The following is a 15525-nucleotide window of genomic DNA, read 5'->3' as shown; positions in this document are numbered from 1 at the left end:
GAAAAAAAAGGCGGCACCGGGCCGCCTGTCAAAACGCGTTTAGTTAGAGATCCGGAGGATTTTTTCCTTCTTCGATAAAATCTGCGTCCAGCTCCTCGGCGTTGCCTGCGTGGTCGCGGCCGGAGAAGAGGTTCCAGCAGGCGATAAACAGGGCGGCAATCAGCGGCCCAATCACAAAGCCGTTAATGCCGTACAGCTCCATACCGCCGAGCGTGGTGATCAGTATCAGGTAGTCCGGCATTTTGGTGTCTTTGCCCACCAGCAGCGGACGTAAAAGGTTGTCCACCAGCCCGACGATAATGACAAAGAAGCCCACAATGAACAGACCCTGCCACAGCTGGTGAGTGGCAAACAGGAAGATGGCGGCGGGAACCCAGACGATAGCCGAGCCGACGGCGGGCACCAGGGAGAGGAACGCCATCAGCGCTCCCCACAGTACGCTACCGTCAATACCGACGATGGCAAAGGCGATACCGCCAAGCGTACCTTGAACCACCGCCACGACCGCCGTACCTTTTACCGTAGCTCGCGAGACGCCGACAAACTTCGCGAACAGGTGCTGTTTGACGAAGTCAGACAGCGGCAGCGAGTCGAGGATCTGGCGCACCAGATAGGGCCCGTCTTTGAGCAGGAAAAACAGCAGGTACAGCATAATGCCGAAGCTAATAGCAAAGCCGAACGTCCCTTTACCAATCAGGAACGCGCTACCCGCCAGATACTGTCCGCCCTGTAACGCGACATCGGAAAGCTTTTTCTGGATCTGCGCGGCGTTGGTCAGGTTGTGATCCGCCAGGAAGCCGCTGGCCCAGTCCGGCAGGCGGTTGAAGATACCAGCGATGACTTCCGGGAACTGCGTGTTGTTCTGTTGCAGCTTGGTGTAAACCATGTTCAGTTCCACCGCGAGCGAGGAAAGGATCACCATCAACGGAATAAACACGATCAGGCAGATAATGCCGAGTGTGAGGAGGGAAGCCAGCCCGTTGCGATCGCCCAGCGCGGTACGCAGCTTGTTTTTCACCGGGTTGAAAATGATGGTCAGGATCGCGGCCCACAGAATCGCCGAGAAATAGGGTGACAGCACGTCAAAGAAAGCCCAGGTTACAAGGGCCAGGATGAGAATAAAGAAACCTTTGGTCAGTCCGTTAAATCGCATAGTGAGTCCTGGTGAAGAAGAAACTGTGTCGACTATAGAACTGATTTAAGGATTTACCAATAATTGCGCCGAAGTCGTGCCGGGTGGCTTTTTGTTAACAATCGCGGTATAACACCCTTCTTTGGATGTTTAGATGTCCATACGTTTAGAAGGTAATATGCAAACAGAACAACAAAACGGGCAGCTTGAGCGCACCATGAAAACCCGCCACCTGATTATGCTCTCGCTGGGTGGCGTTATCGGCACAGGGTTATTCTTCAATACCGGATACATCATTTCGACAACTGGCGCGGCGGGCACGCTGCTGGCGTATCTTATCGGTGCGCTGGTGGTCTGGCTGGTTATGCAGTGTCTGGGCGAGCTCTCCGTGGCGATGCCGGAAACCGGGGCGTTCCACGTCTACGCCGCTCGTTATCTCGGCCCGGCGACAGGGTATACCGTGGCGTGGCTGTACTGGCTTACGTGGACAGTGGCGCTGGGATCGAGCTTTACCGCAGCCGGGTTCTGTATGCAGTACTGGTTCCCGCAGGTTCCCGTCTGGACGTGGTGCGTCGTCTTTTGCGTGGTGATTTTTGCTCTTAATGTGATTTCCACGCGTTTCTTCGCCGAAGGGGAATTCTGGTTCTCGCTGGTGAAAGTCATCACCATCATCGCCTTCATTATTCTCGGCGGAGCGGCGATCTTCGGTTTTATCCCGATGCAGGATGGGTCACCGGCGCCGGGCTTGAGCAACATTACTGCCGAAGGCTGGTTCCCGCACGGCGGTCTGCCGATCCTGATGACCATGGTGGCGGTCAACTTTGCCTTCTCAGGTACAGAGCTTATCGGCATCGCGGCAGGGGAAACGGAAAACCCACACAAGGTTATTCCGGTTGCTATTCGCACCACCATCGCCCGGCTCATCATCTTCTTTATTGGCACCGTGTTTGTGCTGGCGGCGCTGATCCCCATGCAGCAGGCTGGCGTGGAGAAAAGTCCGTTTGTGCTGGTGTTTGAAAAGGTCGGCATTCCGTATGCGGCGGATATCTTTAACTTCGTGATCCTGACGGCGATCCTCTCGGCGGCGAACTCGGGCCTGTACGCCTCTGGCCGTATGCTGTGGTCTCTGTCTAACGAGAAAACGCTGCCGCGCTGCTTTGCCCGCGTCAACAAAAACGGCGTGCCGCTGACGGCGCTCTCCGTTTCCATGCTGGGCGGCGTGCTGGCGCTGTTCTCCAGCGTGGTCGCGCCGGATACGGTGTTTGTGGCGCTGTCCGCTATCTCCGGCTTTGCGGTGGTGGCGGTGTGGATCAGCATCTGCGCGTCGCACTTTGTGTTTCGTCGCCGTCACGTGCAGTCCGGGCAACCGCTTTCGGCGTTGCAGTATCGCGCGCCATGGTATCCGCTGGTGCCCGTGCTTGGATTTATCCTCTGCCTGGTGGCCTGCGTCGGCCTGTGGTTTGACCCCAGCCAGCGTATTGCCCTTTATTGCGGGCTTCCGTTTGTCGCCCTGTGTTATGGTGCGTACTATCTGACCCGAAACCTGACCACGCAGGAGCCTGAACATGTCGCAGAATAATCCGCTTACCGCCCTCCTTGAAAACCAGCCGTTTGTCGTGCTGGATGGGGCAATGGCAACGGAGCTGGAAGCGCGCGGTTGTAACCTTGCCGACAGCCTCTGGTCGGCTAAAGTGCTGATGGAAAACCCGGAGCTGATCCGTGACGTACACCTCGACTACTACCGCGCGGGGGCACAGGTGGCGATCACCGCCAGCTATCAGGCGACACCCGCGGGCTTTGCCGCTCGCGGGCTGGACGAGTCGCAATCCCGGGCGTTGATTGGCAAAAGCGTAGAGCTGGCACGCAAAGCGCGGGAAGCGTACCTGGCTGAGAACGCAAATGCAGGCACGCTGCTGGTGGCGGGATCTGTGGGCCCTTACGGCGCGTATCTGGCCGATGGTTCCGAGTATCGCGGCGATTACGTGCGTAGCGCTGAAGAATTCACCGCCTTCCACCGCCCGCGTGTAGAGGCGCTATTGGATGCGGGCGCGGATTTGCTGGCCTGTGAAACGCTGCCTTCGTTCACTGAGATTAAGGCGCTGGCGGCGTTGCTGACGGCGTATCCCCGCGCCCGGGCATGGTTCTCATTTACCCTGCGTGACAGCGAGCACCTGAGTGACGGAACGCCGCTGCGGGATGTCGTTTCTGCGCTGGAAAACTACCCGCAGGTTGTCGCGCTGGGGATCAACTGTATCGCGCTGGAAAACACCACCTCGGCGCTGACGCATCTGCACAGCCTGACATCGCTGCCGCTGGTGGTCTATCCGAATTCCGGCGAGCATTATGATGCGGTGAGCAAAACCTGGCATCACCACGGTGAAGCGTGCGAGACGCTGGCGGGGTATTTACCGCAGTGGCTGGCGGCTGGCGCTAAATTAATCGGGGGATGTTGCCGGACCACGCCGAAAGATATTGCTGCGCTGACGGTTCAGCGCTGAGGTCTTTGCCGGGTGGCGGCTGCGCCTTACCCGGCGAAACAACCGCACAAAATTCACTATCCTTTCCCGCTTTTTTTCTAAAAACGAATCGTCATTAGCGATTCTTTTTTATTCCTTTATCAAAATTCTCGCGCCGGAAATACTGCTCTCATAACAACAAGGGAGCAGACATTATGGCAATTTCATCGCGGATCACACTTCTCGGCGCACTGGCGCTGTGGGCATTTCAGGCGCAGGCGGTGGACGTCACCGTCGCGTATCAGACTTCCGCTGAGCCGGCGAAAGTCGCGCAGGCGGATAACACCTTCGCCAAAGCGAGCGGGGCGAACGTCGACTGGCGCAAGTTCGACAGCGGCGCGGCGATTGTGCGGGCGTTAGCCTCGGGCGACGTGCAGATTGGCAACCTGGGCTCCAGCCCGCTGGCGGTGGCCGCCAGCCAGCAGGTGCCGATTGAAGTTTTCCTGCTGGCGTCGCAGCTCGGAAATTCCGAAGCGCTGGTGGTAAAGAAAAGCATCACGAAACCCGAAGATTTAATCGGCAAACGCATCGCGGTGCCGTTTATCTCCACCACGCATTACAGCCTGCTGGCAGCGCTGAAACACTGGGGCATTAAGCCCGGCCAGGTGCAGATCATCAACCTGCAACCTCCGGCGATTATTGCCGCCTGGCAGCGTGGCGACATCGACGGAGCATACGTCTGGGCGCCCGCCGTCAACGAACTGGAAAAAGAGGGCACCGTGCTGACCGACTCCGAAAAAGTGGGGCAGTGGGGCGCGCCAACCCTTGATGTCTGGGTGGTACGTAAGGACTTTGCCGAGAAACACCCTGAAGTGGTGAAAGCCTTCGCCAAAAGCGCCATCGACGCACAGCAGCCATACATCAGTAACCCGGATGAATGGCTGAAACAGCCCACCAACCTGGAGAAACTCTCACGTCTGAGCGGCGTGCCGGAAGCTGACGTGCCGGGGCTGGTAAAAGGCAACACCTATCTGACGCCTGCTCAGCAGGTCCAGCAGCTGAACGGGCCGGTAAGCAAAGCGATTGTTGACACTGCGACGTTCCTGAAAGAGCAGGGCAAAGTGCCTGCGGTGGCGGCGGATTACAGCCAGTTCGTGACCGATCGCTTTGTGAAATAAGGGGGCTGCAATGCTGAACATTACAAACCTGTCTGCCGATTACGGCGGCAAACCCGCCCTGGAAGCGATCAACCTGACGCTGGACAGCGGTGAACTGCTGGTGGTGCTGGGACCGTCCGGCTGCGGGAAAACGACGCTGCTGAACCTGATCGCCGGGTTTGTACCGTATCAGCACGGCTCGATCCAACTGGAAGGGAAACGGGTCACGGGGCCGGGCGCAGAGCGCGGCGTGGTTTTCCAGAACGAAGGGTTACTCCCGTGGCGAAACGTTCAGGAAAACGTTGCGTTTGGTCTGCAACTGGCCGGTGTAGCACGTGAACAGCGCCTGAATACGGCGCGCGATATGCTGAAAAAGGTCGGGCTGGAGGGGGCTGAAAAACGCTTTATCTGGCAGCTTTCAGGCGGGCAGCGTCAGCGCGTCGGGATCGCCCGTGCGCTGGCGGCTAACCCACAGCTGCTGTTGCTGGACGAACCTTTCGGGGCGCTGGATGCCTTCACCCGCGAGCAGATGCAAACCCTGCTGCTGCGCCTGTGGCACGAAACCGGCAAGCAGGTGCTGTTAATCACCCACGATATCGAAGAGGCCGTGTTTATGGCGACGGAGCTGGTGCTGCTCTCACCGGGGCCGGGACGCGTGCTGGAGCGCCTGCCGCTTGAGTTTGCCCGGCGCTATGTGGCGGGAGAACCGGTACGCAGCATCAAATCCGATCCGCTGTTTATTGAACAGCGTGAATACGTCTTAAGCCGCGTGTTTGAGCAACGGGAGGCGTTCTCATGAGCATTGTTTTCAGTGAAAAAACGCGGCGGACGCGCCTTGCCTTACGCTGGCCGTTCTCTCGCCAGATCACTTTAAGCGTCAGCACGCTGGTGGTGTTGCTGGCGGTATGGTGGGCGGTTGCCGCGCAGCAGTGGGTAAGCCCGCTGTTTCTGCCCCCGCCAGGCCAGGTTCTGGAAAAACTGATTACTATCGCCGGGCCGCAGGGCTTTATGGATGCCACGCTCTGGCAGCATTTAGGCGCCAGTCTGACGCGTATTCTGGTGGCGCTGCTGGCGGCGGTCATTATTGGCGTTCCGGTGGGGATCGCGATGGGACTGAGCCCGACGGTACGCGGCATTCTCGACCCGCTGATAGAGCTTTACCGTCCCGTCCCGCCGCTGGCTTACTTGCCCCTGATGGTGATCTGGTTTGGCATCGGCGAGACGTCAAAGATCTTACTGATATACCTGGCGATTTTTGCGCCGGTCGCGATGTCGGCCCTGGCTGGCGTAAAGAGTGCGCAGCAGGTACGCATACGTGCGGCGCAGTCGCTCGGCGCCAGCCGCGCGCAGGTCCTGCTGTTCGTCATTTTACCGGGCGCGCTGCCGGAGATATTGACCGGGCTGCGCATCGGCCTTGGGGTGGGCTGGTCTACGCTGGTGGCGGCAGAGCTGATAGCCGCCACGCGCGGCCTTGGGTTTATGGTGCAGTCGGCGGGAGAGTTCCTGGCGACTGATGTGGTACTGGCAGGGATCGCAGTGATCGCCGCGATCGCCTTTGGATTAGAACTGGGACTGCGCGCGCTACAGCGTCGCCTGACGCCCTGGCATGGAGAAATACAATGAGTGAACGTCTGACGATTATCCCGTTGGGGCCGTACATTGGCGCGCAAGTGTCGGGCCTGGACGTAACCCGTCCGCTGAGCGATAACCAGTTTGAGCAGCTGTACCACGCGGTGCTGCGTCATCAGGTGGTGTTCCTGCGTGAACAGGCCATTACCCCGCATCAGCAGCGCGCGCTGGCCCTGCGTTTTGGCGACCTGCATATCCACCCCGTCTATCCGCATGCGGAAGGGGTGGAGGAGATTATCGTCCTCGACACCCACAACGATAACCCGCCGGATAACGATAACTGGCATACCGATGTGACCTTTATCGACACACCGCCAGCCGGGGCGATTCTTGCGGCGAAGCTGTTGCCTGAGACGGGGGGCGATACGCTGTGGGCCAGCGGGATCGCAGCGTTTGAGGCGCTCTCCGCGCCGCTCCAGACCCTACTGAGCGGCCTGCGGGCGGAGCATGACTTCAAAAAATCATTCCAGGAATATAAGTACCGTAAAAGGGAAGAGGAGCACCAGCGCTGGCTGGATGCGGTCGAAAAACATCCCCCGCTGCTGCACCCGGTGGTGCGTACGCATCCGGTGACCGGAAAGCAGGCGCTGTTTGTGAATGAAGGGTTTACCACGCGTATCGTGGACGTAGCGGAGAAAGAGAGTGAGGCGCTGCTCGGCTTCTTGTTCGCGCATATCACCAAACCGGAGTTTCAGGTGCGCTGGCGCTGGCAGGAGAACGATCTGGCGATCTGGGATAACCGCGTCACGCAGCATTACGTCAATGCGGATTATCTGCCGCAGCGAAGGATTATGCAGCGGGCGACGATTTTGGGGGATAAGCCGTTCTACCGTGCGGTTTGAGCCCCTCACCCTAACCCTCTCCCCAAAGGGGCGAGGGGACTGACCGGTGCGGTTTTCACCCTCTCCCTTTTAGGGAGAGGGCTGGGGGGAGGGTATTAAGTGCGCCTCTATATACCGCTGATAGCGGTTCGCCTTCAGATAACACAGATCCACCAGCACCAGCCCGTCGATACAGTTATTGAACGCCGGATCGCTGCCGAAATCGACAAACTGCACGCCGCCGGGTTCGCATAGCTCGGAATACTGTTTGTAGAGCGGCGGGATGCCGCAACCCAGGTTGCCGAGCAGGGATTTGAGCTTTGTCAGGTCATCCACGTAATCCACCCCGCCAAATTGCGCCAGCACGTCTGGCAGGGATGCGGGATAGGGCTGGCGCGAGGCGGCTAGCGGATGCGTCGCCGGGAACCACAGGCGGTAAAAGGCGACCAGCAGATCCCGGGCGGCAGGCGGTAAGCCGCCGGAGATGGACACCGGACCAAACAGGTAACGGTAATGTGGATAGCGCGCCAGATAGGCGCCAATGCCTGACCACAGGTAGTCCAGACCGCGACGTCCCCAGTAGCGCGGCTGTATAAAGCTGCGCCCCAGCTCAATGCCGTGCTCCAGTATGTCCTGCATTTTTTCGTCGTAGTGGAACAGGCTGTAGCTGTACAATCCCTCGACGCCGCGCTTTTCCACCTGCATGGCCGTTGGCATAAAGCGGTATGCGCCGACAATCTCCAGGTCATCGTCATCCCACAAAATGAGGTGCAGATAGTCATCATCGTAGCTGTCCGTATCCCGCCGCTTCCCGCTGCCTTCCTCCACGGCACGAAAGGCAATCTCGCGCAGCCGCCCCAGCTCGCGCAGCAGAGGCGCCTCTTCCTGCCCGTTGCGCTGCCAAAGATAGATGGCCTTACCATCGCTCGTTTTTCCCAGACACTCGGCCTGCGCCAGTTCGCGCTTCAGCGTGGCCCTGTCTTCCGGGCGGGCAATGGCGCACTGGGTTTTAAAGACGCCAGGCAATCCCTTGCCAAGACGTATCACGTGCTGACGACACTGCTCGGCCATCTCACGCGATGAAAGGGTAGAACTAAACCGGTCATTCCAGGTAATCTGCTGGCCGATTTTGATCGGCAACTGACTGTGACGGCGGCGAAACATCTGTTGCATCAACAGCAGCATGGATACCGTTGGCGAGACCAGGGTACTGGCATAAAACAGCAGGCTGTTGTGCGCCTGGATATGTACCGGAAGTAGCGGCACCCGTAATTTGCCAGCCAGCTTGATAAAGCCCGGATGCCATTTTTTATCGCGTATGCCTTTGCGCGTTGGGCGGGAAACTTCGCCCGCCGGAAAGAAGATCAGCACACCGGCGTTTTGCAGGTGCTGCTCCATCTGTATCAGCGAAGCTTTTGCGGTTCTGCCGCCCATATTATCCACGGGAATAAACAATGAACTGAGGGGCTCAAGGTGGGACAGCATCCTGTTGGTAACAACCCTGACGTCGCGGCGCACGCGGGAAACGGCGTACAGCAACGCCAGCCCATCCAGCGTGCCAGTGGGGTGGTTCGCTATCACAATGAGTGGGCCGTGTTCGGGGATTTGTTCGAGATCGCGGGCGGAAACGGAGCAGTGAATATCAAGGTGTTCCAGAACCTGATCCACCATATCCAGCCCTTTCAGGTGACGGTGGCTGGCAGCAAACTGCTGAAATTCGTCTTCGTGAAGCAGTCTTTTTAACAGACTTTTTTGCCAGGGTGCGGGCCTCGCCTGAGGCCAAAGGTCATCAAGAACGCTGTCGAGACTAAACATTGATCACTCCTCCTGCCGTCTTGCCCAGACAGTAGAAGGAGGAGATGTCGTTTGTATTGCAGTTTGGTGAAGATTAGCGCAGAGAGCAGGCCGGGTAAGGCGAAGTCGCCACCCGGCGCTAAAGCGGATTAACGCAGAATTTTCTTCTCGGCCAGATCCAGCGCGAAATAGCTGAAGATCAGATCCGCGCCCGCACGTTTGATCGCCCCCAGGCTTTCGAGGATCACTTTCTCTTCGTCGATGGCACCCGCCTGCGCGGCGAATTTGATCATCGCGTACTCACCGCTCACCTGGTATGCGCCCAGCGGCAGTTCGGTGCGTTCGCGAATGTCGCGCAGGATATCCAGGTACGCGCCAGCCGGTTTCACCATCAGGCAGTCAGCGCCCTGGGCTTCATCAAGCAGAGATTCACGAATCGCTTCGCGGCGGTTCAGCGGGTTCATCTGATAGGTTTTACGATCGCCTTTCAGCGCCGTGCCCGCTGCTTCACGGAACGGACCGTAGAAAGAGGAGGCGAATTTGGTGGAGTAGGACATGATGGCGGTGTCGGTGAAGCCTGCGGCATCCAGCGCATGGCGAATCGCCTGTACCTGCCCATCCATTGCCGCAGAAGGCGCAATGAAATCCGCACCCGCGGCGGCGGCAACCACCGCCTGCTTGCCCAGATTCAGCAGGGTCGCATCGTTGTCCACGCCGTGATCGCACAGCACACCACAGTGGCCATGAGAGGTGTATTCGCAGAAGCAGGTATCGGACATGACGATCATCTCCGGCACACTCTCTTTGCAGATGCGCGACATGCGTGCCACGAGGCCGTCTTCTTTCCAGGCATCGCTGCCGGTCGCGTCAGTGTGGTGGGAGATACCGAACGTCATCACCGAGCGGATGCCCGCATTCGCAATGCGTTCGATCTCGCGGGCCAGATGCTTTTCAGGAATGCGCATCACGCCCGGCATCGCGTCGATGGCTTTGTAGTCATCGATCTCTTCTTCAACAAAAATCGGCAACACCAGATCGTTTAAGGTCAGTGTTGTCTCTTCAAACATGGCGCGCAGTGCGGGTGACTTGCGCAGGCGACGGGGACGTGCAATTAAATCGGTCATGGTATGCCTGATGTTTGTGGAACAAAGAGGTATAGTGTACCTGAAAGCAGGGAGCGGTGTTTTACTAAAGTTGTCTTTTAGATTTTCGAAATCGACTAATATACGCTGCATGTATTTAGTCTATATTATAAATCTTATTCTGATGTTCAGCGTGGCGTGTAATATTGGTGAGGCTTCTATATTGGTTTGGGATTATAAATATAAATGATTAATTGCTTTTTATTATATGTGTCGAAGCAACTAAAGTAGTTTGCAATCAGTTGAATTTATAATATTTATTCATAATGATTGATATTGCCGTGGGTTTATAAGCTTATTTGTCTGAATACGGACTTAATGGAATCATTCATTGAACCTTTTCGAAGTGAAACTGCATAATTCCTTCCGCAATTTAATGTTGCTAAATGATTTGATGGACAAACTTGCTTACGTCCCTGAGGAGGGATGACCCAATGCAAACATGGAAAAAGAAACTGGTTGTATCACAACTTGCATTAGCCTGCACACTGGCTATCGCTTCTCAGGCCAATGCGAAAGATATATCCGGCACGACATATAATACTTTTGGATATGACAATACTGCGTCCACGCCCTGGTATTATGGTTATGCTGACTGGAATTATTCAGATGCCACACATGATGGTGACATTTATCCGGTCGTCAATAAATCAACCGTAAACGGAGTTATTTCGACATACTATCTGGATGATGGTGTCAATGGCCGTGCGAACGCGTTGAGTATTTCTAACAGCACCATTAATGGCATGATCACCTCAGAGTGTATGACCACGACGTGTGCAGATGGCGTAGATACTGACGGCACCGCTCATACCCAGTATGATCGTTTTAGCCTGACCGTTGATAACTCCACCATCAACGATACCTACGAGCATTACGCGTATGATGTCGTCAATGGCGAAACCACTGAAACGCATTATCTGGACACCTATGATCTGGGTAACGCCATCACGCTGGACGTTGAATCTGATATCGTTATTCAGAACAATTCCCACGTTGCGGGTATCACGCTGACGCAGGGTTACCAGGATCTGGATAACACGCCATACGACGGTGTTGAAGGCGTTGCTAACAGCAGCAATGTCTTTACCGATACGCTGGTGGTGAAAGACTCTGTGCTGACCTCCGGTGCGTACAGCGATCTGGGTACCAGCGGCTTCTACGGTCAAACGGCGAAGCCGAGCGACTACGGTGAAACCAACGCCACGGCTGCGGATGATGCGGCGCTGATCGTTGTGGCTGGCGCGTCTGATAACGCTATGCAGACCACCGCTACCTTCGATCACTCTACCATTACCGGCGACATCCTTTTCTCCAGCACCTTTGATAACAACTTCTACGAGAATGGCGATCCGGCAACGGATACCACCGATGACGGCATCTATAACCCAACTACCAACGGCTGGGATGATACCGACAAGCTGGATGTCACGCTGACCAACGGCAGTAAATGGGTGGGTGCCGCGCAGTCCAGCGTTGAGGCCATCGGCACGGCGCAGATGTATGGTGAAGGCTACAGCAATGTAGACTGGCATGCACTTTCTCCAAACAGCATCTGGCCTGATTCTACCTTTGATAGCAACGGTCACGTTGCAGGTGAAGAGGTTTATCAGAGCGGCCTGTTCAACGTGGCGCTGGATAACGGTTCCGAGTGGGATACCCGTAAGATCTCCAACATCGACGCGCTGACGGTGAACAACCAGTCTCAGGTCAATGTTGAAAACTCCGGCCTGCTGGCGGATTCCATCACCCTGACCAATGCGTCTAGCCTGAACATCGGCGACAACGGCGCGGTAGCAACCGATAGCCTGTATCTGGATAGCTACAGCCGTGCGGCACTGACTGAAGAGACAGCTGAGCTGTATGCCAACACCATTACCGTGGACAACGGTGCAGAGCTGGCGCTGGGTCTGGGTCAGGTTGATACGCACAATATGGTGCTGACCGATGGCGGTGTACTCAACGTTGCCAGCCGCGATTATGTGCTGAACAGCGATCTGAACAACGCACGGTATATCACCAACGATCGCAATAAAGCGGACTACGACTATGGTGTTGTCGCGCTGAACTCTGACGGTCATCTGGCGGTGAACGGTGACGTTGCCGGTAACTATAAAGTGCGCATCGACGATGCGACCGGCGCAGGCTCCGTAGCTGACTACAAAAACAAAGAGATCATTCGCGTCTATGACAATAACGCGGATACCGCTGCCAGCTTTACTGCGGCAAATAAAGCTGATTTAGGTGCATACACCTATCAGGCGCAGCAGAAGGGCGACACCGTTGTTCTCCAGCAGGAAGAGCTGACTGACTACGCCAACATGGCGCTGAGCATTCCTTCTGCCAATACCAACATCTGGAATCTGCAACAGGATACCGTGGGTACCCGTCTGACCAACAGCCGTCATGGCCTGGCAGATAACGGCGGCGCATGGGTGAGCTATTTCGGCGGCAACTTTGACGCGGATAATGGCACCGTTAGCTACGATCAGGACGTAAGCGGCATTATGGTAGGTCTGGACACTCAGATCGACGGTAATAATGCGAAGTGGATTGTCGGTGGTGCGGCTGGTTTCGCGAAAGGTGATATCAGCGATCGTACGGGTCAGGTCGATCAGGACAGCCAGACTGTGATGATCTACGCGTCGGCGAAGTTCATGAACGATATCTTCCTCGACAGCTCACTGAGTTACACCCGCTTCAACAACGACCTCTCTGCCACCATGAGCAATGGTCAGTATGTTGACGGTAATACCACGACTGACGCCGTTGGTTTCGGGATGAAACTGGGCTATGACTGGAAACCAAACCTGTCTGGCTACGTCACGCCTTACGCGGCGATTTCTGGCCTGTTCCAGTCCGGTGATGACTACCAGTTAAGCAACGACATGCGTATCGATGGTCAGTCTTACGACAGTATGCGTTATGAAGTCGGCGTGGATGCAGGTTATACCTTCAACTACGGCGGCGAGCAGGCATTAACGCCTTACTTCAAACTGGCTTACGTGTATGACGATGCTGACAACAATGCTGATATCAACAACGACAGCATTGATAACGGCGTAGAAGGCTCTGCGGTTCGCGTGGGACTGGGTACTCAGTTCAGCTTCACGAAAAACTTCAGTGCTTACACTGATGCGACTTATCTGGGCGGCGGCGACGTTGACCAGAACTGGGGAGCAAACCTGGGTGTGAAATATACCTGGTAAGAAAAAAACGCGGGGGATTTTGCCCCCGCTTTTTTATGTGCTTTAAAAATAATAAAGAACCGACAGATACAGATGACTTGAGGTATGCATGAACGTTAATGCGAAACCACTTTCTGAATTAAGCCGGCTCATTAAGTGTCTGGAAATCGCCGGTACCCCATTTAAGACCGAACCACAACAATTAATAACTACCGGCAATAATGATGATGAACCATTGACCGTTGTCATACAATCCGGTCTGACTGCCGTCCACCGTAAATCAGACGAATTACTTATGGGTATTGCGCGGGCACCGTATATCCACGGTTTAAGCGCATGGATAAATGACAACTATCTTGAATATTCTCTGATTGCACAAACACCTTGTACCGGATTTTATTTGCCTGCCTCTACTGCATGCGAACTTATTCAAGAAGCGCATGTTTGGCAAGAAGCTTTCTGCTGGCTGTCATGGCTAAACCATTTACTGGGAAAACGTGATATACAGCTGATTGGAAATAATTCCTATAGCCAAATTCGGGCGATGCTGTTGAATATGGCCGAGTGGGATGATGCGCTACGTTCAAAAATTGGTGTTATGAATCATATTCAGCGTAGCACGCGTATTTCTCGTTCGGTCGTTGCGGAGGTTCTGGCGGCGCTGCGTCAGGGGAACTACATCAATATGAGCCGGGGCAAACTGGTCAGTATCAACCGTTTGCCCACGGACTATTGAGATCAGTTAGAGGCCGTAAGCACCTGCGCTTTATTGGCGCTCAGCTCGGCCACCAGATTATTTACGCCATCACTCATATTCACGAAGCGTGTATTTGGCGACCGGGTGACCACCACAAAAGCACCTACGTTTGATTGCGGAATCATCGCCATATAGGTGATGAATCCGCCACCTCCACCGGTTTTTTGAATAATCCCCGGTCGGCCATCTTTTGGCGCCATATACACCCAGCCCATGCCGAGGGCATCGGCTTTACCGGGTACATCCATGCCAATGACGCGACGTAACTGAGCACGCTGGTAGATGAGCGTCTGCATGCGGTCGGCCTGATTGCTGCGCGCGTAAAAATCCGATGAGAGGAACTGTTGCATCCAGCGCATCATGTCGCCAGGCGTAGAGTAAACTCCACCGCTGCCAATGGCGGCCAGCGTGTTATTGCACGGGCTGGCCCCTTTTTCCGCCACCATCAGACGCTTGCACTGGTCCGGGGAGGGGGTGTAAGTGGTATCTTTCATCCCGAGCGGACGCGTGATCTGCTCTTCAAACAGTTGAGGGTAGGGCTTACCCGAGGCCGTCGCTAAAGCGTCGGCCAGCAGATCAAACGCCAGGTTAGAATAGCCGGCCTGCGAGCCCGGGGCCGATTTCAGGGTTGCTGTGCTCAGGTAGTTCCAGCGTTGCTCACGGGTTGGCCAGACAAAGACAGGGCGATGCGCAGCTCCACCGGGCTGTTCTCGCGGCAGGGCGCTGGTATGGGTCGCCAGATTCACTAGTCTGATCGGCGTTCCCTGATATGTCGGAACGCGAGCGCCGGGCGGCGCATATTTGCTGAGCGGATCGTCGAGTTTAACCACGCCCTGATCGAGCAGTTTCACCAGCATTTCGCTGGTCATCAGCTTGGTTATCGACGCGACACGGATAACGGAATCCAGCTGCGGACGAACGTTATTTCCCGGTCGTGTTTCACCGAAGCTGCGAAACACCCGCTGGTTACCGTCGATCACGACCAGCGCCATTCCCGTCGCACCGCTGCCGTAATAAATAAGGTTCGCGTAGCGATCGGCAATGTCAGAGGCCAGAACCGGGGCCGTCAGAGGCTGTGCTGCCTGGGCGGTGGACAGGCTCACCGCACACAGCGCGGCGATAGAGAGCAGACAACGTTTCAACGAAAAGCATCCATCAAGTGAATAAGGAAAGTTACGGGTAGTTATACTACTAATCGGCGTCGGGCAATGGCCCGATTTGCATAACGATAGCGAGAAAAACGTAACCGTGGGTAAATTTGAACAATTTACTTGCAGCGTGGCTCCCATTTTGTGACATCGACCGTATGATAGACGCTACGATCGCTGTTGCGAATGAAACGCACCGAAACAATTCTTGAAAATTGGGAAGCGAACTAATAATTCACCCGCAGGTCTCACTTTTTTGCCTGAGCCGGGAGGCTGGTACAGGCAAGGTTTCGTGTGGCGA

12 protein-coding genes are annotated in these 15525 nt (G+C 55.8%); 8 read left to right on the top strand and 4 right to left on the bottom strand.

What is annotated here, in order from left to right:
- Nucleotides 1-43 precede the first annotated feature (43 nt).
- The gene (locus SK53_RS10895) at nt 44-1153 is read right to left on the bottom strand and encodes an AI-2E family transporter (RefSeq protein ID WP_003863175.1); all 1110 of its coding nucleotides are present in this window, start codon (nt 1151-1153) and stop codon (nt 44-46) included.
- Nucleotides 1154-1310: 157 nt separating this feature from the next.
- Here SK53_RS10895 and mmuP point away from each other — a divergent pair, with 157 nt between their 5' ends.
- From mmuP to tauD, 6 genes are all read left to right on the top strand, one after another.
- A complete protein-coding gene (gene mmuP, locus SK53_RS10890) occupies nt 1311-2711 on the top strand; it encodes an S-methylmethionine permease (protein WP_048209297.1) in 1401 nt (466 codons plus the stop codon).
- Nucleotides 2698-3630, top strand: a complete 933-nt coding sequence (gene mmuM, locus SK53_RS10885; protein ID WP_022650442.1) for a homocysteine S-methyltransferase — start codon at nt 2698-2700, stop codon at nt 3628-3630. Before mmuP ends, mmuM begins: the two co-directional genes overlap by 14 nt.
- A 173-nt stretch (nt 3631-3803) precedes the next feature.
- Complete coding sequence (tauA, locus tag SK53_RS10880) at nt 3804-4766, top strand: taurine ABC transporter substrate-binding protein (RefSeq protein WP_003863172.1); 963 nt, start codon at nt 3804-3806, stop codon at nt 4764-4766.
- 10 nt (nt 4767-4776) lie between these two features.
- Complete coding sequence (gene tauB, locus SK53_RS10875; RefSeq protein ID WP_003863171.1) at nt 4777-5544, top strand: taurine ABC transporter ATP-binding subunit; 768 nt, start codon at nt 4777-4779, stop codon at nt 5542-5544.
- A complete protein-coding gene (gene tauC / locus SK53_RS10870; RefSeq protein WP_045350620.1) occupies nt 5541-6368 on the top strand; it encodes a taurine ABC transporter permease TauC in 828 nt (275 codons plus the stop codon). Before tauB ends, tauC begins: the two co-directional genes overlap by 4 nt.
- A complete protein-coding gene (tauD, locus tag SK53_RS10865; RefSeq protein WP_048209294.1) occupies nt 6365-7216 on the top strand; it encodes a taurine dioxygenase in 852 nt (283 codons plus the stop codon). Before tauC ends, tauD begins: the two co-directional genes overlap by 4 nt.
- 69 nt (nt 7217-7285) lie before the next feature.
- Here the strand turns inward: tauD and SK53_RS10860 are convergent, their stop codons facing one another.
- Nucleotides 7286-9010 carry a bifunctional ornithine lipid synthase OlsF gene (locus SK53_RS10860; RefSeq protein ID WP_048209292.1) on the bottom strand — a complete coding sequence of 575 codons (1725 nt, stop codon included), beginning with the start codon at nt 9008-9010 and terminating at the stop codon, nt 7286-7288.
- Nucleotides 9011-9138: 128 nt separating this feature from the next.
- Nucleotides 9139-10113 carry a porphobilinogen synthase gene (gene hemB, locus SK53_RS10855; protein WP_003859169.1) on the bottom strand — a complete coding sequence of 325 codons (975 nt, stop codon included), beginning with the start codon at nt 10111-10113 and terminating at the stop codon, nt 9139-9141.
- A gap of 452 nt (nt 10114-10565) precedes the next feature.
- Between hemB and SK53_RS10845 the strand changes: the two genes are divergently transcribed.
- Both SK53_RS10845 and SK53_RS10840 read left to right on the top strand, forming a co-directional pair.
- On the top strand, nt 10566-13340 hold the full coding sequence (locus tag SK53_RS10845; RefSeq protein ID WP_048209290.1) for an autotransporter outer membrane beta-barrel domain-containing protein: 2775 nt from the start codon (nt 10566-10568) through the stop codon (nt 13338-13340).
- Between the two features lie 88 nt (nt 13341-13428).
- Nucleotides 13429-14055, top strand: a complete 627-nt coding sequence (locus tag SK53_RS10840) for a helix-turn-helix domain-containing protein (RefSeq protein ID WP_003859165.1) — start codon at nt 13429-13431, stop codon at nt 14053-14055.
- A 2-nt stretch (nt 14056-14057) separates the two neighbouring features.
- Here the strand turns inward: SK53_RS10840 and ampH are convergent, their stop codons facing one another.
- Nucleotides 14058-15218: a D-alanyl-D-alanine-carboxypeptidase/endopeptidase AmpH gene (gene ampH, locus SK53_RS10835; RefSeq protein WP_003859164.1), complete on the bottom strand. Its 1161-nt coding sequence runs from the start codon at nt 15216-15218 to the stop codon at nt 14058-14060.
- Nucleotides 15219-15525 lie beyond the last annotated feature (307 nt).

It is taken from the genome of Enterobacter sp. MGH119, assembly GCF_001037675.1.
In the GTDB taxonomy this organism is placed as follows: Bacteria; Pseudomonadota; Gammaproteobacteria; order Enterobacterales; family Enterobacteriaceae; genus Enterobacter; species Enterobacter hormaechei_C.
The sequence above is the reverse complement of the archived record's forward strand: the minus strand, read 5'-3'. Positions and strand labels throughout refer to the sequence as shown.

Excerpts from the sequence above, each read along its gene's own strand:
- SK53_RS10895 (WP_003863175.1), bottom strand. The coding sequence starts at position 1,153 with ATGCGATTTAACGGACTGACCAAAGGTTTCTTTATTCTCATCCTGGCC.
- mmuP (WP_048209297.1), top strand. The coding sequence starts at position 1,311 with ATGCAAACAGAACAACAAAACGGGCAGCTTGAGCGCACCATGAAAACC.
- mmuM (WP_022650442.1), top strand. The coding sequence starts at position 2,698 with ATGTCGCAGAATAATCCGCTTACCGCCCTCCTTGAAAACCAGCCGTTT.
- tauA (WP_003863172.1), top strand. The coding sequence starts at position 3,804 with ATGGCAATTTCATCGCGGATCACACTTCTCGGCGCACTGGCGCTGTGG.
- tauB (WP_003863171.1), top strand. The coding sequence starts at position 4,777 with ATGCTGAACATTACAAACCTGTCTGCCGATTACGGCGGCAAACCCGCC.
- tauC (WP_045350620.1), top strand. The coding sequence starts at position 5,541 with ATGAGCATTGTTTTCAGTGAAAAAACGCGGCGGACGCGCCTTGCCTTA.
- tauD (WP_048209294.1), top strand. The coding sequence starts at position 6,365 with ATGAGTGAACGTCTGACGATTATCCCGTTGGGGCCGTACATTGGCGCG.
- SK53_RS10860 (WP_048209292.1), bottom strand. The coding sequence starts at position 9,010 with ATGTTTAGTCTCGACAGCGTTCTTGATGACCTTTGGCCTCAGGCGAGG.
- hemB (WP_003859169.1), bottom strand. The coding sequence starts at position 10,113 with ATGACCGATTTAATTGCACGTCCCCGTCGCCTGCGCAAGTCACCCGCA.
- SK53_RS10845 (WP_048209290.1), top strand. The coding sequence starts at position 10,566 with ATGCAAACATGGAAAAAGAAACTGGTTGTATCACAACTTGCATTAGCC.
- SK53_RS10840 (WP_003859165.1), top strand. The coding sequence starts at position 13,429 with ATGAACGTTAATGCGAAACCACTTTCTGAATTAAGCCGGCTCATTAAG.